The 17,617-nt window shown below is 63.3% G+C and carries 15 protein-coding genes and 1 pseudogene; 11 read left to right on the top strand and 5 right to left on the bottom strand.

The features are described 5' to 3' along the window. Nucleotides 1-44: 44 nt before the first annotated feature. On the bottom strand, nucleotides 45-2,267 hold the full coding sequence (katG, locus tag P6U24_RS30780) for a catalase/peroxidase HPI (RefSeq protein ID WP_407156179.1): 2,223 nt from the start codon (nucleotides 2,265-2,267) through the stop codon (nucleotides 45-47). Between the two features lie 269 nt (nucleotides 2,268-2,536). On the opposite strand from katG, the gene P6U24_RS30775 reads away from it, so the two are divergent. From P6U24_RS30775 to P6U24_RS30760, 4 genes are all read left to right on the top strand, one after another. Next, the gene (locus P6U24_RS30775) at nucleotides 2,537-2,812 is read left to right on the top strand and encodes a hypothetical protein (protein ID WP_407156178.1); all 276 of its coding nucleotides are present in this window, start codon (nucleotides 2,537-2,539) and stop codon (nucleotides 2,810-2,812) included. Between the two features lie 65 nt (nucleotides 2,813-2,877). After that, nucleotides 2,878-3,768, top strand: coding sequence for an NAD(P)-dependent oxidoreductase (locus P6U24_RS30770; RefSeq protein ID WP_407156177.1), 891 nt, complete (start codon nucleotides 2,878-2,880; stop codon nucleotides 3,766-3,768). 23 nt (nucleotides 3,769-3,791) lie between these two features. Next, entirely contained in the window at nucleotides 3,792-4,895 is a 1,104-nt protein-coding gene (locus P6U24_RS30765; protein WP_407156176.1) for an LLM class flavin-dependent oxidoreductase, read from the top strand. Further along, nucleotides 4,892-5,521 carry an aspartate/glutamate racemase family protein gene (locus tag P6U24_RS30760; protein ID WP_407156175.1) on the top strand — a complete coding sequence of 210 codons (630 nt, stop codon included), beginning with the start codon at nucleotides 4,892-4,894 and terminating at the stop codon, nucleotides 5,519-5,521. The genes P6U24_RS30765 and P6U24_RS30760 overlap by 4 nt, the downstream gene beginning before the upstream one ends. A 16-nt stretch (nucleotides 5,522-5,537) precedes the next feature. Here the strand turns inward: P6U24_RS30760 and P6U24_RS30755 are convergent, their stop codons facing one another. After that, on the bottom strand, nucleotides 5,538-6,338 hold the full coding sequence (locus tag P6U24_RS30755; protein WP_407156174.1) for a cyclase family protein: 801 nt from the start codon (nucleotides 6,336-6,338) through the stop codon (nucleotides 5,538-5,540). Between the two features lie 252 nt (nucleotides 6,339-6,590). Between P6U24_RS30755 and P6U24_RS30750 the strand changes: the two genes are divergently transcribed. From P6U24_RS30750 to P6U24_RS30740, 3 genes are read left to right on the top strand one after another with little or no spacing between them, the layout of a single operon-like run. Beyond that, a complete protein-coding gene (locus P6U24_RS30750; protein WP_407156173.1) occupies nucleotides 6,591-6,785 on the top strand; it encodes a hypothetical protein in 195 nt (64 codons plus the stop codon). A gap of 50 nt (nucleotides 6,786-6,835) precedes the next feature. Next, nucleotides 6,836-7,837, top strand: coding sequence for an amidohydrolase family protein (locus P6U24_RS30745; protein WP_407156172.1), 1,002 nt, complete (start codon nucleotides 6,836-6,838; stop codon nucleotides 7,835-7,837). 37 nt (nucleotides 7,838-7,874) lie between these two features. After that, nucleotides 7,875-8,765, top strand: a complete 891-nt coding sequence (locus tag P6U24_RS30740; RefSeq protein ID WP_407156171.1) for a polysaccharide deacetylase family protein — start codon at nucleotides 7,875-7,877, stop codon at nucleotides 8,763-8,765. An 832-nt stretch (nucleotides 8,766-9,597) separates the two neighbouring features. Here the strand turns inward: P6U24_RS30740 and P6U24_RS30735 are convergent. After that, on the bottom strand, nucleotides 9,598-10,947 hold the full coding sequence (locus tag P6U24_RS30735) for a transposase (protein WP_407156170.1): 1,350 nt from the start codon (nucleotides 10,945-10,947) through the stop codon (nucleotides 9,598-9,600). 347 nt (nucleotides 10,948-11,294) lie between these two features. On the opposite strand from P6U24_RS30735, the gene P6U24_RS30730 reads away from it, so the two are divergent. Together P6U24_RS30730 and P6U24_RS30725 are read left to right on the top strand one after the other, a co-directional pair. Next, nucleotides 11,295-11,522, top strand: coding sequence for a hypothetical protein (locus P6U24_RS30730; RefSeq protein ID WP_407156169.1), 228 nt, complete (start codon nucleotides 11,295-11,297; stop codon nucleotides 11,520-11,522). A gap of 355 nt (nucleotides 11,523-11,877) precedes the next feature. After that, entirely contained in the window at nucleotides 11,878-13,086 is a 1,209-nt protein-coding gene (locus P6U24_RS30725; RefSeq protein WP_407156168.1) for an SMP-30/gluconolactonase/LRE family protein, read from the top strand. A gap of 373 nt (nucleotides 13,087-13,459) precedes the next feature. Here the strand turns inward: P6U24_RS30725 and P6U24_RS30720 are convergent, their stop codons facing one another. Beyond that, a complete protein-coding gene (locus tag P6U24_RS30720; RefSeq protein WP_407156167.1) occupies nucleotides 13,460-14,749 on the bottom strand; it encodes a Spy/CpxP family protein refolding chaperone in 1,290 nt (429 codons plus the stop codon). A 142-nt stretch (nucleotides 14,750-14,891) separates the two neighbouring features. Between P6U24_RS30720 and P6U24_RS30715 the strand changes: the two are divergent. Continuing rightward, nucleotides 14,892-15,026, top strand: a pseudogene (locus P6U24_RS30715) (IS5/IS1182 family transposase); the annotation flags it as partial. A gap of 290 nt (nucleotides 15,027-15,316) precedes the next feature. After that, complete coding sequence (locus P6U24_RS30710; RefSeq protein ID WP_407156166.1) at nucleotides 15,317-16,309, top strand: Bug family tripartite tricarboxylate transporter substrate binding protein; 993 nt, start codon at nucleotides 15,317-15,319, stop codon at nucleotides 16,307-16,309. A gap of 118 nt (nucleotides 16,310-16,427) precedes the next feature. On the opposite strand, the gene P6U24_RS30705 is transcribed toward P6U24_RS30710, so the two are convergent. Then, the gene (locus P6U24_RS30705) at nucleotides 16,428-17,366 is read right to left on the bottom strand and encodes a helix-turn-helix domain-containing protein (RefSeq protein ID WP_407156165.1); all 939 of its coding nucleotides are present in this window, start codon (nucleotides 17,364-17,366) and stop codon (nucleotides 16,428-16,430) included. Nucleotides 17,367-17,617: the final 251 nt, after the last annotated feature.

Below are 17,617 nucleotides of genomic sequence, written 5' to 3'. Positions count from 1 at the left end.
CAAGGGGAGAGGGTGCACTGATTGCTGTCGATGGAGTCAGCGTATTAACGCAGCTCGACCTTGCGGCTCGGATCTTTCGCGATATCGAAGCGATCGAGATCGCCGATCTTGGCCCAGACCGCGACGAAGTCGTCGACGAACTTCTCCTTGGCATCGTCGCTCGCATAGACCTCAGCCAGCGCGCGCAGCTGCGAGTTCGAGCCGAACACGAGGTCGACGCGAGTCCCAGTCCACTTCACCTTGCCCGACGCGCGGTCCGTGCCCTCATAGACGCCCGCCGTGGAGGAGGGGGCCCATTTGGTGCGCATGTCGAGCAGGTTGACGAAGTAGTCGTTGGTCAGCGTCTCCGGCTTGTCGGTGAACACGCCGTGCTTGGTCCTGCCGTAGTTGGCGTTGAGCGCCCTCAGGCCGCCGATCAGCACCGTCATCTCGGGCGCGGTCAGCGTCAGCAGCTGGGCCTTGTCGACCAGCAGTTCCTCGTCGGCGATCTGCTGGCCGGGCTTGATGTAGTTGCGGAAGCCGTCGGCGACCGGCTCCAGCACCTTGAACGACTCGACGTCGGTCTGGTCCTGCGCCGCATCGGTGCGGCCCGGCGAGAACGGCACGGTGACGTCGTGACCCGCCTTCTTCGCCGCGGCTTCGACGCCGGCGTTGCCGGCCAGCACGATCAGGTCCGCGAGCGAAACCTTCTTGCCGCCGGTGGCCGAAGCGTTGAAGTCGGTCTGGATCTTCTCCAGCGCCGAGATCACCTTGGCGAGCTCGGCCGGCTCGTTGGCTTCCCAGTCCTTCTGCGGGGCGAGGCGGACGCGGGCACCATTTGCGCCGCCGCGCTTGTCGGAGCCGCGGAAGGTCGAGGCCGAGGCCCACGCCGTCTTGACCAGCTGCGAAACCGACAGGCCGGAGGCCAGGATCTTGGCCTTCAGCGCGGATGCATCCTTGTCGTCGATCAGCGGGTGATCGACTTTGGGCAGCGGATCCTGCCAGATCAGCTCTTCCTCAGGCACCAGCTTGCCGAGATAGCGCGCCCGCGGCCCCATGTCGCGATGGGTCAGCTTGTACCAGGCGCGGGCGAAGGCGTCGGCGAACTGATCCGGGTTCTCGTAGAAGCGCCGCGAGATCTTCTCATAGGCCGGGTCGAAACGCAGCGCGAGGTCGGTGGTGAGCATCGACGGCGCATGGCGCTTGGTCGGGTCATGCGCATCCGGTACCGAGTTGGCGCCGGCGCCGTGCTTCGGCGTCCACTGGTGCGCGCCGGCCGGACTCTTGGTCAGCTCCCAATCGTAGCCGAACAGGTTCCAGAAGAAGTTGTTGCTCCACTTGGTCGGCGTCGAGGTCCAGGTCACCTCGATGCCGGAGGTGATGGTGTCCTTGCCCTTGCCCGAGCCATAGCTCGAGATCCAGCCAAGGCCCATATGCTCGATCGCCGCGCCTTCCGGCTCCGGCCCGACCAGCGAGGCATCGCCCGCGCCGTGCGTCTTGCCGAAGGTGTGACCGCCGGCGATCAGCGCCACCGTCTCTTCGTCGTTCATCGCCATGCGGCCGAAGGTCTCGCGGATGTCGCGCGCAGCCGCCACCGGGTCCGGCTTGCCGTTGGGGCCTTCCGGATTGACGTAGATCAGGCCCATCTGCACCGCGCCGAGATGGCCGGCGAGCTCACGGTCGCCGCTGTAGCGCTCGTCGGCGAGCCACTTGCCCTCAGGGCCCCAATAGATGTCCTCTTCGGGCTCCCAGACGTCCTCGCGGCCGCCGGCGAAGCCGAAGGTCTTGAAGCCCATCGATTCCAGCGCAACGTTGCCGGTCAGGATCAAGAGGTCGGCCCAGGAGAGCTTGCGGCCATATTTCTGCTTGATCGGCCACAGCAACCGGCGGGCCTTGTCAAGGTTGGCGTTGTCAGGCCAGCTGTTGAGCGGCGCGAAACGCTGCGTGCCGGCGCCGGCGCCGCCGCGGCCATCGCCGATGCGATAAGTGCCCGCGCTGTGCCAGGCCATGCGGATGAAGAACGGCCCATAGTGACCGAAATCGGCCGGCCACCATTCCTGCGAATCCGTCATCAGGGCCTTGAGGTCATTGACGACGGCATCAAGATCGAGGGTCTTGAATTCCTCGGCATAGTTAAACGCCTTGCCCATCGGATCGGTGAGCGGCGAATTCTGATGAAGGATCTTCAGGTTCAGCTGGTTCGGCCACCAGTCGCGGTTGGACCAGGAGCCCGCCGCGGTCGGTATGCGCAATGCGCCCGAAAATGGGCACTTGGTGGTGTCGTCCATGGTCGTCTCCTGCCGTGATGTACGTGGGGTCCCCTGCTCGGGTTGTCGCAATTTAGAGGCACTCAATGATCAGGGGAAGTCGAGTTTAATGATTGTGACGATCAGGTTTTCTGATCAAATTCAGCCGGAAATGTCGAAATATGCGGGCTGGGTGAAAGGAACGAGAAGCAAGGGTTGGGCGAAGTGCACTATTTTCGCTTCGGGCTGGCCTGGACGGCGCCACGATCGCGATTGATCCATACCGGGCGGTGCATCCAGGGGGCCTGCGCATGAGCGAATATCAGTACTACGAAATCCTGGCGATCGACCGGCCTCTCGATCGGTCCGCGCAAGAGGGGCTGCGATCCATCTCACATGAGGTAGAGGCGGAGATCGCACGCCGCAATCCAGCCGGCTACGAAAAAGCAATGCTGCTGCTGTCCGATCTCGCAGCGCTGGCGATCGAAGAAAGTGCCGAGAGTGCCTTGCGCCGCATTGTCGATATTCGCGCGCGGCACGGCACGAAACAAACGTCCCTCGATCGGCTGGACAAGCTTCGTCTGTGAGAGCTTCCGCCGATCGGACGTGTGCCTTATAACCGCGAACAGGGCGGACATACCAGGTGGGCAGCATGGATCGCACGGTCGGCGTCGTCGGTCTCGGCATCATGGGCGGCGCGGTCGCGCGCAACCTGCGTGAGCGAGGTTGGCGCGTCCTCGGCGTCGATATCGATGCTGACAGGCGAGAGGCGCTCGCTGCTGATGGCGTCGAGATCGCGCCGGATGCCGGCAGCCTTGCGCACGAGGTGCCGATCATTCTGACCAGCCTTCCAAGCCCTAAGGCGCTGCAAAGCGTCGCCGCGGAGCTTGCCGCGTCCGGCGCGCCCAAGCGCTTCGTCGCCGAGCTCAGCACCTTCACCGTCGATGAAAAGCTTGCGTTTGCAGCAATGATGGAGGGCGCGGGGCATGTCGCGCTCGATTGCCCGCTGAGCGGCACCGGCGCACAGGCTGCAATCGGCGATCTCGTCGTCTATGCTAGCGGCGATCGCGCTGCAGTCGACGCCTGCATGCCCCTGTTTGCCGACTTCGCCAAGAAGACGGCCTTCCTCGGCGCATTCGGCAATGGGAGCCGGATGAAATACGTCGCCAACCTCTTGGTTGCGATTCATAACGTCGCTTCGGCGGAGGCCATGGTGCTCGCCATCAAGTCGGGCCTGGACCCGAGAGATGTCGTCGAGGTGATTGCGCCCGGCGCTGGCGGCTCGCGCATCTTCGAGCTGCGCGCGCCGATGATGGCGCGGGACGACTATCAGCCCGCGACGATGCGGGTTTCGACCTGGGACAAGGACATGCACGTGATCGACGAGTTTGCGCACAGCCTTGGCGTATGGACGCCTTGCTTCGACGCTTCGAAGCCGGTCTATGACGAGGCGCTGCGCATGGGACTCGGTGAGCTCGACACCGCGGCCGTCTGCAAGGTGATCGCGGCGCAGTCCGGCCTCCATCGCAGCGATACGAACTGAAGGTCATTAGGGAAGGGCGCGTCATGAAGCTCGGCTTCTTCACCATGCCGATCCATCCGATCGACAAGGATTGGCAGCAGTCGCTGCGCGAGGATCGCGAGGCCTTCGTGCTCGCCGACGAGCTCGGCTTCGTCGAGGCCTATTGTGGCGAGCACGTCACCGACAAGGCCGAGAACATCACCTCCTGCGTCACCTTTCTCGCCTGGATCGCCAGCGCGACGCGGATTATCAAGCTCGGCACCGGGACCTTGAATCTGCCGAACACGCATCCCGCAACCGCCGCGGCGCAGATCGCGATGCTCGATCATATGCTCGGCGGCCGGCTGCTGCTCGGCATCAGCCCGGGCGGGCTGCTGTCCGATGCTGAGCTCTACGGCAATCTCGACGCCAACCGCAACGAGATGTTCCTGGAATGCATCAACATGATGCTGGCGATCTGGAGCGGCGAGCCGCCCTACGACATCAAGGGCAAGTATTGGAACGTGTCGACCGTACGCACGATGATGCCGGAGATCGGACAGGGCTATCTGTCGCGGCCGCTGCAGCGTCCACATCCGCCGATCGTGGTCACCGCGGTGGCGCCATTCTCGCAAGGCGTGACAGAGGCGGCGGCGCGCGGTTGGGAGCCGATCTCGGCGAATTTTTTGATGCCGCTGTGGGTGAAAAGCCATTGGCCGAAATATGTCGAGGGCTGCGCACGCGCAGGCCGTCCCGCCGATCCCGCCAACTGGCGTGTGGCCAAGAGCATCTTCGTCGCCGAGGACGCCGCCACCGCGAAGGCCTATGCCACCGATCCCAACGGCCCCTATGTCGGCTACTACCGCTCGCTTTTCACGAAACTGAAGAAGAACGGTCGCATCGGCCTGTTCAAGACCCGCAAGGACCAGCCGGACGACGAGGTGACGCTCGACCAGGTCTGCGAGGAGCTCGTCATCTATGGCACGCCGGACAAGGTCGCCGACGAGCTGCTCGCTTTCCGTGAGCAGGTCGGCGAGTTCGGCACACTGCTTTACGCGGGCAAGGATTGGCACGATCGTGACCTCGGCCGTCGCTCGATGATCCTGCTCGCTGAGAAGGTGCTGCCGAAGCTGCAGCCGGCCAGCCGGACAACGAAGGTTTCGTCATGAGGATTGCGCTGATTCACGCGTTGCGCCATTCGCCGGCGCCGATTGAGGCGGCGTTCCGCGCGTTGTGGCCGGAGCCGCAGCTGATGAACCTGCTCGACGACAGCCTCTCGGCCGATCTCGCACGCGATGGACGCATCACCGAGGCGATGACCGCGCGCTTTCTGGAGCTCGCGCGCTACGCGACCGGCACCGGCGCCTGCGCCATCCTGTTTACCTGCTCTGCGTTCGGTCCCTGTATCGATCGCGTCAAGCAGGCGCATCCGAACATTCCCGTGCTGAAGCCCAATGAGGCGATGATCGAGGAGGCGGTCGCATGCGGCCGCCGCATCGGCCTGCTCGCGAGCTTCGCCCCGACCTTGCAATCGATGCCGGCGGAATTTCCCGATGGCGTGGAACTCAAACTGAAGCTGGCCGAAGGCGCGCTGGCGGCCCTGGATGCGGGCGACGGCGCCGGGCATGATCGGCTGGTTGGAGAGGCGGCCAGCGACCTGCGCGATTGCGATGCGGTTGCGCTCGCGCAATTCAGCCTCGCCCGTGCCCGGGATCGGGTGACTGCGAACTGCGGCCGCCCGGTGCTCACCACGCCCGACAGCGCCGTGCGCAAGCTGAGGGCGCTGCTGCAATGAGGCGATTGTTCCGATGTCATGGCAGGATCGCGAAGGCCCGGGCCGGGAAGCCGAGCCCGTCCTTGACCTTGGGCCAGCTCACGACGATCACGGCGCCCGTCGCCGGCACCTTGTCCAGATTGGCCATCACCTCGATCTGGTAGTGGCCGCTCTTGAGGATGTAGGTCTCCGAATCCATCTTGTCGGTGATGTCGGTGTCCATCGACTCGTGGCCGGTCGCGGTCACGCCGCGCTCTTCGTACAGGAACTTGATGGTCTCGAACGCCCAGGCCGGAAACGGCGAGCGCTTGAAGCGCTCCGGATTGCTGTCCCAGTCCTTGGACATGTCGGTCCTGAGCGCGACGAACGATCCCTTCGGCACCTGCCCGTGCTCTTTCTCCCAGGCGCGCAGGTCATCGAGCGAAAAGGCGTGATTGGGATCCTTGGCGAGATAGGGCGTGTCGTCGAGCACGATCAACGGCAGAATCATTTGCTTCAGGTCTATCCTGTCCATGGTCGTGCCGTGCTCGTCGAAATGCGCCGGCGGATCGACATGCGTGCCGTATTGTCCCACCATTTCATAGTAAGTGGTACGGAAGCCGTCGTTGGCGATCGTATAGGGCTGCTTGGTCTCAGGACTGATGGCGGGCGACATCTTGGCCTGGCCGAATCCGGACCAGACCGGCGTATCGGGTCCAAAGCCATGTGTGAGATCGACGAACTGCTTGCCTGCCAGGATCTTGTAGGCCTCCATCGTGGATTCGGCTTGCGCTGCAGCGCTCGCTGCGACCAGGATCGACAGGCTGACGAGCAGGCTTCGGAATGGATGAGCGGACATGATGACCGGCCTCATTGACGTGCTTCTGCAAAGCTCATGCGCGAACGGGGTTCGAGAAGCACTTGCTCGATGATGACAATGGTAATCGCGTGGAATCGTTTGCGCTACAGGCGTAAGCGATGACCTGACACTGACGTCTTCATCCGCAAACCGGTCAAGAGAACGGCAAAGATGTGGACGCGCCGATCGAGACCCGTCCGCGAGTGTCACAGTTCTGGAAATGTGATCGGGTAACCTCAGTGAAACAGCGGGTTGATGGCGGCGAGCGGCCTGCCGGAAGGGTTCGCGCCTGTCATGGTGCAGCACCTTGGGGGCATCGTCGCCGGCCTGAGCAGCAGGGCCTTGCGATTCTCTTATGTGCCGGAAACGGGTAAGGTGGTCCATGAGAAGGCCGCCGAGCTTGCGGAAGACCCGCAATCGCTCGTACGGTTTTTGGGGGTGCATTAGCGGGGTCATCGAAGCCGCGTCGGCAGGACGCTCGAAACACGGCAGACGTCATGCATATCGACATCCACAGTCACGTCATTCCCAGCCGCATCGTTGCGGCGATCGCGGCCGAACCCGCGCGCTTCCAGGCGCGGATCGAAGGCGAGGGCGCAGCCCGCAAGGTGATCCACGACCAGGGCTATGTCTACCCGCTGTTTGCGGAGTTTCACCAGGCCGAGGCCAAGCTCGATGCGATGGATCGCAAGGGCATCACCATCTCGGTGATCTCGCCGGCGCCGCCGATGTTCTACTATTGGGCGGACGCCGACCTCGCGCTGCAGGTAGCTCACCTTGTCAATGACGGTGTTGCCGACATGGTCGCGGCCAAGCCGGACCGCCTGCGCGGCATGGCGACCGTGCCGATGCAGCATCCGGACGCCGCAGTGGCCGAGCTCGAGCGCGTGGTCATGGAGCATCGTTTCAAGGCGGTCGAGATCGGTACCTCGATCGAGGGTGCGCAGCTTGCCGAAGAGCGGTTCCGGCCGCTGCTCAAACGTGCCTCGGAGCTCGGCGTGTTCGTGTTCGCCCATCCCTATTACGTCGGCGCCAAAGCAGGCCTGGAGAATTATTACCTTACCAACCTGATCGGGAATCCGCTCGACACCACGGTGATGCTCGCTAATTTGATGTTCTCCGGTCGGCTCGACGAACTCCCAGGGCTGAAGCTCGTGCTGGCGCATGGCGGCGGCTTCGCGCCTTATCAGATCGGCCGCCTGGTGCATGGCCACAAGGTGCGCAGCGAGGCTCATGGCATCACCAAATCCTCGCCGCGGGATCTCCTGGGGCGGATCTATTTCGATAGCCTGGTGTTCGAGCCGCAGGCCCTGCGCTATCTGATTGATCTCGTCGGTGCCGATCACATCTGCGTCGGCACCGACGCACCATTCGACATGGCTGACAACAATCCGCAAGGAACGATCGCGGCCGTCCCGGGATTGACGGCCAAGGAGCGGCAATGCGTCTGCTGCGGCACCGCGCTGAAGCTGCTCGGCGAAGGCAGCGGCAAGATATAATTGGGGTGCTCGCGTGTTCGACATGGGGAGACAGCCAATGACCGATCCGATCGGGAGCAGTGTCCGCAGCCGGTTCGACTACCAGCCGATCCACAAGAGGCCGCTGCTGCGGCTGCCCAAGCACGCCCGTGTGGCGGTGTGGACCATCGTCAATGTCGAGAACTGGAGTCCGACCGCGGCGATGCCGCGGACCGTGCTGCCGCCGCCGATGGGCCTGCCGCTGCTGCCGGACATTCCGAACTGGGCGTGGCACGAATACGGCATTCGCGTCGGCTTCTGGCGTTTCCTGGAGACACTGTCGAGCCGCAAGCTGAAGGCGACGTTCGCGATCAACGGCTCGGTCTGCTCGCTCTATCCCGAGGTATGCGAGGCGGCGCGCGAGGCCGAATGGGACTTCATGGGTCATGGCTTCGTGCAGAAGCCGATGCACAAGGTCGAAGATCAGCGCGCGGCGATCACTGATACCATCAAGGCGATCACCGCCTTCACCGGCAAGCCGCCGCGCGGCTGGGAGAGTCCGGGGCTGACCGAGACCGACGAGACGCTCGATCTGCTCGCCGAAGCCGGCATCGAATATGTCGCCGACTGGGTGATCGATGACCAGCCGGTGCCGCTGAAGACGCGCGCAGGCACGATCGTCTCCGTGCCTTATACGGTCGAGATCAACGACGTCGTCATCAGCGCTGTGCAGCAGCAGCCGTCGGACGAGATCTACCGGCGCGGCCGCGATCAGTTCGACAGGCTGTATCTCGAGGGCGCGAAGGCACCGCGGGTGATGGCGATCTCGATCCATCCTTATCTCACCGGCGTGCCGCACCGGATCAAATATCTCGAGATGCTGTATGACTACATTCTCGGCCATGACGACGTCGTGATGTGGACCGGCGCCGAGATTCTCGACTGGTATCGGTCGCAGGTCGAGGGTTGAGCGGCGAGCGCTGGGATGCGCGTCTGCGCTCGTCCCTCATTGCCGCGCAGTCGCACGGGGTGCTCGCGATGCCGATCGCCTCATGATGAGTCCGCAAGCCAAGCATCTCCGGTCCCGCGGCATGATGAGTGCCCGAGTTAAGATCTTCGAGGTCGCCACTCCAGACGGAGGGCGCAGGGAAGGCCGGGTGCCGATCGCACCCGCGGTCCGCGTGCAGCAAAAAAGCACGCGGCAGAACCACAGGTACGAGCCGAAACAACCGGCCTTCCCTGCACGATGGCTTTACGGCTTATACGCGCTCTCCTCGGTGCACCGGGCTTTTTGGCCACCGTCGTCCGCAGATCATCGCTCGCGAACTTGGCATCAGCGTCGGGATGCCAGGACCACACGATTTCGCCGTCCTACCGGAGCTGTTCGTCCGCTCGCGAAGCGCGTGCTGCAACTCCGATAGGCCATCGCATCCCGCGCCCAACGTTCGTGACGATCGCGAAGCGCCCCTCGTGATCGGGTGCGGGACGAGGATAATAAAGCACAATTTCTGTAAAAGCGAAACAGAGATATTTTTGCAATGAGGGCTTGACGGCCAAATCAGCTGGGGACCGGATCCAGCGCATCGTGTTCCGGAGGTTCTTCACGTTCCGCGGCGATAATGACGAGGCATGGCCGCGGGCGGAGCGCTTCGTGTCGGAGGAGGTCCGCGACCGGCTGCTTGAAAGCAGATCGCAGCAATAGGCGACGCGCGTCTCCAATGGGGCTGATTCCGTTGAAAAAGTCGGCAGTAGTTTCGTCGCGAAAGACCGCTGTTCCACGAACGAATTTGGCTTGGTGGGGTTCACGCGGGCGTCGGTGCAGGCATCGGGATCAGCTTGGCCATCTTACGAAGGTTCTGAGCGGTGGCCGCGAGGGTGAACTCGTCGCGTGCGCCGTTCGGTCCTCTTAGGCGCAGCCGATCCAGCTTGAGAATGCGCTTGAGATGCGCGAACAGCATCTCGATCTTCTTGCGGAGCCGGCGTGAAGTGCGGCCTTCCCATGAGCTTGCGATCTCGCGCGCCATGTCGCGAGCGCCCTCGTAGATCGAGCGTGGAACTTTCCGGGCCGGGGTGTTGGGGCAACACCTGCTTTTCAGAGAGCATGCTTGACAATCGTGCTTGCTCGCGCGGTAGAGGATCGTCCTATGGTCGTTCACCGGCCTCCCTGTGGTGGTGAGGGTTTTGCCATCGGGGCAGCGATAGACGTCCGCAGCATAGTCGTAGGTGAAGGCCTCGCGCGAGAAAGTCCCGTCGGTGCGGGCCGACTTGTCGAAGACGGTCACGTGCGGCTCGATCCCCTGCTGGTAGACCAACCACCCGAGCATCTCAGCGGAGCCATAGGCACTGTCGCCGAGAAGCCGGCTTGGATAAAGATCGAACCTTTCGAGTGAACGCTCAATCATGCGCTTGGCGGCCAACACTTCTGCTTGGCGGATCGCCGTGGTCGCCTCGACATCGACGATGATCGCATTCTCGACGTCGACCAGATAGTTCGTCGAGTAGGCGAAGAAGGCTTGGCCGCCGTGCGCTCCCGTCCAGCGTGCCGCTGGGTCGGAGGGCGACACAAACTTGGGCGTGACCTCCGTCGCGGCGCCGAACGCGGCATCATCAAGAACAGCAAGATATTCATCGATCGCTCGGCTGGCAGCCTCCGGTGGAAGCCCCTTGTCGCCTTCGATGCCCTTCTGCCGATTGGCATCCGCCTTGATCAGGCTCGCGTCGACCGCGAATCCTTCGCCGCCGACCAGGCGCTCCCGGATGCACCGGCGCAAGACGGCCTCGAACACGCGGCGGAAGAGATCGCTCTCACGGAAGCGGCCGTGCCTGTTCTTCGAGAACGTCGAGTGATCAGGGACAGTCCCGTCCAGACCCAGACGGCAAAACCAGCGGTATGCCAGATTGAGGTGGACTTCGTCACAGAGCCGCCGCTCCGATCGGATGCCGCAATAGCCGATCAGGAGCATCCTGATCATCAGCTCCGGATCGATCGAGGGCCGCCCGATGTTGCTGTAGAACGGTGCCAACTCCCGTCGCAGGTCCTCCAGGTCGACGAACCTATCGATCGACCGCAGGAGGTGGTCGGCTGGGATGTGCCTTTCTAGCGAGAACTCATAGAACAACGCAGCCTGTTCGACTTGCCGATGCCCCATCATGATCTTCAGTCCTGCCCAATTAGACAGACTGAATCATCGATATCTCTGCGTCGCAACTGCCGACTTTTTCAACGGAATCGGGCTAGGAGCGGACGCTCGATCACTTCTCCATTGCTGCCAGGATTCTAGCGGAACTCTGGGGCCTAAGATGAGAATCCGGTTCAACCGCATCCATACTGCATCGGGGTAAGAGCGGTTCGATTACTCGATCTGTATTTTTCGAGTTCAGCCCGGATGTGCAATTTCCTGCCGGTGGCTGGAATGACTTCGTCGTTGTCATCGCGAACTGGTGGAGGGCTGCTCTGCAACGACTCGGCTAGAGAAGAGCGGAGACCGAGTTACTATTCATGGATGGTCCTTATCGCATCACCGCAGTTTCACAAGGAACGACGAACCTGCTGCTGCGCTGCATTGAAGATCGACGAGACGCGAGGCTGGTTTACGAGATCCTGGTTAAAGTGGATGATCTCAAGCGTGAGCTACTTACCTTCGCTCGCGACGTGTCACTCGCCTGCAAAGCGGCCCGGATCGAATCTGCTGACTTAGACGGGCTCAGGCGCCATCTGCCGAACTGACGCACGCGTGGCTCCTAGCCCGTCGCAAAATGTCAGCTCTGGGTCAATTTCTACAAAACTCGAACTGAGCACAACGAGTCTGCTGTCCCTCCGAAACTCTCCGTTACAGCAGACGTCGCCGATCGGCAGGAATGCGCCACATCCGGACTCCTCCGGAGGCACACTGAAAACATGAGACACCGCAATGACAGGCCCTAATCGGTTTTAGCTGCGACCAACGTCGAGCACGTGCATATCGCCGCGGCTCTGTGTGCTGTTGAGAGCGGGTTGAGCCTGCTCGGCTCAGGCGGGTTTGGATCATTGATGTTGATTGTGGGCGGATGTAGCATTGAAGAAAAACGGGAGGAGCGGAGCAATGGCAGTGATGAGATTGGTTTTAGGCGTTCTTATACTGACCGTTCTCGCAGCCGCCGGGGAGTCCTCCGCGCAGAGCGTAGCGGGTCGTACTGCTCGGACTGTCGTCACATTCGACAACGTGGGCGATGTGCCGGGGGTGCCGGAGGGAATCACCACGGACGGCAAGGACGGGCTCTATGTCTCCCTCTTCGTCCTCGATCAGATCTGGCACGTCAATCCGGCTACCGGCGAGAAGAAGAAGGTTGCGGATGTGCCTGGCGGCGATCTCAAGGGCGACCTTATCGGGATCGAGCGGGATCCCACCGACGGCACTATCCTTGCCGCCTTCAAGCGCGCGACGAAGGTCAACCTGTTCACGGAGGATCATCCTGACTGTCGCGACGCCACCGACGCATCAACCGGCATCTACCGAGTCGACCCACAGACTGGGGCGGTAAGTCCGTTCGTGACGCGTGGAACCGGCGTCTCGCTCTGCTTCCCCGACGACATCGCGATCGATCCGAGCGGCAACGTGTATGTCTCCGACCTCGAGCTTGGGGTGATCTGGAAGTTCGATCGCGCTGGCCACGGGGGTGTCTGGTCGGATGACCCCTTGCTCGGCTGGACCGAGCAGACCGGTACGTGGAACACGAATAACGGCACGGTGGCGGGTTACATTGGCATCAACACTGTGGCTCTTAGCCCCGATGGCCGTTATCTCTTCGCCGGCACCGACGGGGGTCCCGGCGGTGCCACAGGGAGCGGGCTGCTGGTGCGCATCCCGATCCAGGCCGACGGCTCGGCCGGCAAGGCAGATCTCTTTGCCGCAGGGCTCGGGGCCAACGATGGTCTCGAGGTGGGCCCAGACGGAACGGTCTACTTCGGTGATACGTACAACAGCGACGTCTGGGCCTTCTCACCCGACGGGTCCCGCCGCCAGCTGATTGCCTCCCGCGATCAGTTCGGCGACCCCTTGGATAATGCGACCAGCCTCGTCTTCCTCAACGGCTGTCTTTACGAGACGCAGCTTGGCTTCTTCAAGCTACAGCTGGGCAAGGCGAATGAGACGCTGCGGAACGTGGTGGAGATCTGCAAGTTCGGCAACCCAGCGGAGAACGGTACGTACACGCCGCGTCCCGTACTGGAGACGTCGCCCCCGACGCCGCGTCCGCCGGCAGCGCGAGCGACGCACCCGCTGTTCTCGACGCTCGGCCGCGACCGACCGTAACTGCCGCCTCGCCCACTCAATGTTCGCAACATGGTCCTGCGCGATGCGCTCGCGCGTGAGTTTGCAGTCAGGCGGCCGCACTGTGATCGCCCGAAAGGGAGTTTCGCCGCGGCGGTTCTCCAAGCCGTAATAGACCAAGGGAGAATCTGGGCCGCGCTACAACCAGCATGGGTCGAGAGCCGCTTCGACGCGTTTGCGTGCGCGCCTCAACGATCATGTTGAAGGCGTTTCGGGCGCGCGTCGGAACGCTTGAGCCCGTCCCCATAGCGCCCGCTCGCATGTTCAGCCCAGCTATTCTGCTTCTTAACGGACGACTAGCAATGCGACAGCGGATGCGAGTGCTGCCTTACCCGATCAGCGCCGGGATAGAAATTCACACCCCCCGCTTTTTCGGCCCGAGCTCCTCGAACTGCGTCTTCTGCTCGTCAGTCAGGTGCCAATAGAAATCGTCGACCGCGTCATTTACGCTTCGGATCGCCTCTCGCATCGCTTCCAACCGCGCCTTTGCGGCCTTCAGGCGAGCCGGCGGTGTGAGCGCATCCTTTGGCGGGCATGCGCTCAAGGCTTCCACGGTGCCCATCGTGGTGTCCTGCACCACTTCGAGCGCGGCGCGTTGGGTATCATCCAGTTTCAGGCTGGCGCTGATATCGTCGAGGGGCCATTGCCTGGCGACGAGCTGGCGGTATTGCGTTTCGGCCTGTTGCTCGTCCTGCGGTTCGCGGCTCGCCTGGCAGGCTGCGTCCTGCATCTCCTTTAGCTTCGCGGCCGCAGCGTCAGCGCGGCGGTTGCGTTGGGGCGCTTTGAGCCGCGCCTTTTGTTCGTCGCTCAGCAGATCGTAGAATTTTTGCAGCGGCGGCTGAACGGCCTCAACTCCGCTCAGCATCGCGTTGACGCGGCTCTGCATGGCCGCGAGCCGTTCCAGCGCGGTGGTTGCGGCCTGTGCTGGACAGGAGGCGCGGATGGTGTCGCCGGCGGAAGTCCAGGCGCTCACGAGCTCGTCGAAGGCTGTGCGCTGCGCCTCGTTCGCCGCGATCACCTGGCCGATCCGCTCGAGCGGAAGGCCGGTCGTCTCGGCGGTGTCGCCGCCACAGAGCTCCTGCATGGAGGGCGCATGGCGATGCCGCCTCGCGGCGGGGCGCTCGGCCGCAAACGCCGAGAGATCGCTCGCAGCGTAAGGCGAGAAGATCGCGGCGTAGAGGTCACCGTAGCCATAGGCCCAGAAGCCGCTGCCATCACCGAGAAGTACGTAGTCATAGAGATCGCTATAGGCGAAAGGCCAGAACAACGGACCGACCCAGCCGTACGAGCCGTCGGCATGCTGCCACCAGCCTTGCGTCGCCCGGCCGCCCTGCCAGCCGGCCAGCGCCGCGACAGCGGTGAGCTGCGCGCGCTCACTCGGGCGGATCGACTCGGCAGCGGGACGAAGATCTTGCGGTCTCAACGCGGCCATGCGGACGCGGCTGCGGCGGGCTGCCATGCGTGCGTGGCGGAGACCTGCGACCGACAGTATGCCGGCCATCGCAAAGCGCGCGACACCGACAGGACCGCCGACGCGTAGGCGGAAGCCCGCCTCGGCCGCGCTTGGCAGCGTTCCCAGAACGACCAGGGCAAAGCCGGCCGCAGCCATTCCAAGGCGGGACTTTCCAAGGCGGGACTTTGGCATGATCTCTCCCCTGGCTTCCCTCCTCCGCGGGCAGAGCGCATCGGGTCGCAAATAAGACTCGGAGCGAAACCGAAAGTTCCTTCTACTGTCATTCCGGTGAGCCTGCGGTCAGGTCATGATGTCGAACCCCCGAGCTTGCATCAACTTGATCGAGCGGTTCTTGAACAAGGTCGGGCAACATCGGCGCGTCGCTACCCGATACGACAAACTCGCGGCTAACTATCCGGCGTTCGTCAAACTCGCACCGATCCGAATTTGGCTGCGTGCAAATGAGTCTGCACCCTGGGCAGGCCTCGACGTTATGACGTCACCGCTCCCGCCGTCGATGAAGCGGCGCTGCAGGGGTACGAACACTGGCACGACGGGCGGCACGATCAGGATCGCGGCTCGCGTTGACTCGCGTCGGAGACATCGGCCTTCGCGTTGCGCGCAATGGCCGTTCAATATTGCAGGACTTCCATGCGTTCCGCCGCTGCCGGCACGAGTCGACAGCCGCCCGCATGCGGTGCATCTATCCCCTGCCTTGAACAACCGACAGCCGTGCGGCTGTCCTATCCTGGATGAAAGATGTCTCTATTTTCGCGCAGGCAGGCGCTCGCGCAGGCCGTCGGCGCTGCCATGTGGGGCGGGGCAGCGCTTGGCGCCAGCGCCGATCCCTATCCGTCGCGCCGCATCCGCCTGGTGATCCCGTATGCGGCGGGCGGCTCGGGTGACCAGATCGGCCGGCCCTGGGCGGAGAAGATCGGCGAGCTGCTTGGCCCTGTTGTCGTCGAGAATATCGGCGGCGCTGGCGGGGCGATCGGCTGCGCCGCCGTGCTTCACGAGGCGCCCGATGGCTATTCGCTGCTGCTCGGCAACGTCAGCACGCAGGTCATCGGACCCTTGAGCTCGACCCGCCCGTCCTATGATCCCATCGCCGATTTTCGCGCCGTCTATCGCCTGATCAGCACGGCGCTCGCCTTTGCGGTCCATCCGTCTCTGCCGGTCCGCAACTTGTCGGAGCTGATCGCCTATGCCAAGGCGCATCCCGGCACGCTATCCTATGGCACGCCCGGCGTCGGCACCGGTAATCATTTGGTCGGCGAAATGTTCAAGCAGCAGGGCGGCATCCCCGATCTCGTCCATGTCCCTTATCGTGGCATGGGGCCAGCGACCAACGACCTGATCGGCGGCCAGATCGGCATGGTGATCGCGGTGATCTCGGGCCAGCTCCTGGAGCTTGCCCGCGCCGGCAAGATACGCATCATTGCGGTGACGTCCGAGCGGCGGCTGTCGGCCGAGCCGGAGCTGCCGACCGCGATCGAGCAGGGCATGCCGGATCTGAAGTACGAAGGATGGTTCGGCCTGTTCGTAGCCAGAGCCACCGCCGACGAGATCGTGGCGCGCATCGCGCAGGCCACGCGGCAGGCGATGGCCGATCCAGCTTTGCAGGAGATCTATCGGTCCCAGGGCCTGGAGCCCGATGCCGATTCCAGTCCTGACAAATTCGAGAGGCTGGTCGAAGACGAGTATGCGCGGCTGGCGCCGATCATCCGGTCGATCGGGCTCAAGCAGAACTGACCGCTGCAGCGGCGGCATCCGTCGCGGCTTCTCGACAGCGTCGCAAGTGCGCGCGGCGGTCTACGTCTTGTCGAACTGATCTTGTTCGCAAGACCGCTTCGCGCTTTTCCGGTTCGTGCTAACCCTGACGCGACGAGCGCCAGCGCGCCGGGGTTTCGTCTGTCATCCGCTTGAACACCGTCGAGAAGTGCGCCTGGGTGGAGAAGCCCACCGTCAGCGCGACCTCCGCTAGCGGCGTGTCGGTGCGCGACATGATCGACTTCGCCCGCTCAACGCGGTGATGCAGCAGATATTCGCGCGGCCGGTATCCTGTTGCTGCACGAAACTGCGCGGCGAAATGCATGCGCGACAGCCCGGCGACCTTGGCCAGATCCGAAAGCCCGATGCTGCGGTGGAAATTCGCGCTGACATAGTCTTCCACACGCCGCAGCCGCCATTTGGCGAGAGCGTTGACCTTGCTCCGCGACAGCTCGCGGCGGGTGATGTGCGCCGTCAGCGTCTGCCCGACGCAGAGCGTGAACAGATGATCCTCATCGCCACGCCCGACCAGCGCCTTGGCGAGCTGCTCGGCCAGCGAATCGCGCAACAGGATCAGATCGCTCGCTCCATCGACACCGACGTCGGCCTGGTCGCTTGCGCGGTGCGACCGGAAATAGTCGGCAGCGACATGGAAATGAAGGAAGTCGTAGGGCGCGCGGAAATGTGCGCTGAGCGGCCTGGAAGGCCCGGTGACATGCAGAGTACCGGCCGGCATGATGCCGTCGAAGATGGGCCTCCCGCTCCTTGCAAGGCTGAGGCGGGTGGTTCTCAGCGCAATGGCGATGACGTAGCGATCCTCGGGGGCGGTTGCCTCCTCGCGTCGCGAGGTCGCCTCGAGATCGGTCCAGCGCGAGGTCGCAATGTCTCCGAGCGGGACGTCGGCCGCGTGATCGAACTGGCGCCATTTCTGCTCCCGGCAGATTGTCCCGGCGCCGGGCTTCGCGGCGGCCGTGGTCGGAGCAGCGGCAAAGCCGATGCTGGGGAAGGGCATTTGTGAGGGCAAGCTCTGCGTGAGCATCGTTGATCCTTTCCGGGCCGCTCTCGGCGCCGTCGCTTGCGAGCGAACCCGCGAATGCGATGAGCGATGCTGAAAGAATAGACCTCTCGCTCCGTAATGCTCGTTATGGGTGCTTAATGCGTGTTACATATTGCAAAACGCAGCGTGACGGCGGCGCTGCCGCTGTATCGAATACTCATTTGATCATAATGATTTAATCTCGTTGTTCGGCGTTTTAACGCCGGCTTGCGCGGAGAGCCCGGCTTGGCACA

Origin of the sequence: Bradyrhizobium sp. STM 3557 (genome assembly GCF_045571465.1) — a bacterium.
In the GTDB taxonomy this organism is placed as follows: Bacteria; Pseudomonadota; Alphaproteobacteria; order Rhizobiales; family Xanthobacteraceae; genus Bradyrhizobium.
Note: the sequence above shows the minus strand (reverse complement) of the source record. Positions and strands in the feature narration are given on the sequence as shown.

What these genes read in the sequence shown, in the direction of transcription:
- katG (WP_407156179.1), bottom strand. Translation starts at nt 2,267, where the DNA reads ATGGACGACACCACCAAGTGCCCATTTTCGGGCGCATTGCGCATACCG.
- P6U24_RS30775 (WP_407156178.1), top strand. Translation starts at nt 2,537, where the DNA reads ATGAGCGAATATCAGTACTACGAAATCCTGGCGATCGACCGGCCTCTC.
- P6U24_RS30770 (WP_407156177.1), top strand. Translation starts at nt 2,878, where the DNA reads ATGGATCGCACGGTCGGCGTCGTCGGTCTCGGCATCATGGGCGGCGCG.
- P6U24_RS30765 (WP_407156176.1), top strand. Translation starts at nt 3,792, where the DNA reads ATGAAGCTCGGCTTCTTCACCATGCCGATCCATCCGATCGACAAGGAT.
- P6U24_RS30760 (WP_407156175.1), top strand. Translation starts at nt 4,892, where the DNA reads ATGAGGATTGCGCTGATTCACGCGTTGCGCCATTCGCCGGCGCCGATT.
- P6U24_RS30755 (WP_407156174.1), bottom strand. Translation starts at nt 6,338, where the DNA reads ATGTCCGCTCATCCATTCCGAAGCCTGCTCGTCAGCCTGTCGATCCTG.
- P6U24_RS30745 (WP_407156172.1), top strand. Translation starts at nt 6,836, where the DNA reads ATGCATATCGACATCCACAGTCACGTCATTCCCAGCCGCATCGTTGCG.
- P6U24_RS30740 (WP_407156171.1), top strand. Translation starts at nt 7,875, where the DNA reads ATGACCGATCCGATCGGGAGCAGTGTCCGCAGCCGGTTCGACTACCAG.
- P6U24_RS30735 (WP_407156170.1), bottom strand. Translation starts at nt 10,947, where the DNA reads ATGATGGGGCATCGGCAAGTCGAACAGGCTGCGTTGTTCTATGAGTTC.
- P6U24_RS30730 (WP_407156169.1), top strand. Translation starts at nt 11,295, where the DNA reads ATGGATGGTCCTTATCGCATCACCGCAGTTTCACAAGGAACGACGAAC.
- P6U24_RS30725 (WP_407156168.1), top strand. Translation starts at nt 11,878, where the DNA reads ATGGCAGTGATGAGATTGGTTTTAGGCGTTCTTATACTGACCGTTCTC.
- P6U24_RS30720 (WP_407156167.1), bottom strand. Translation starts at nt 14,749, where the DNA reads ATGCCAAAGTCCCGCCTTGGAAAGTCCCGCCTTGGAATGGCTGCGGCC.
- P6U24_RS30710 (WP_407156166.1), top strand. Translation starts at nt 15,317, where the DNA reads ATGTCTCTATTTTCGCGCAGGCAGGCGCTCGCGCAGGCCGTCGGCGCT.
- P6U24_RS30705 (WP_407156165.1), bottom strand. Translation starts at nt 17,366, where the DNA reads ATGCTCACGCAGAGCTTGCCCTCACAAATGCCCTTCCCCAGCATCGGC.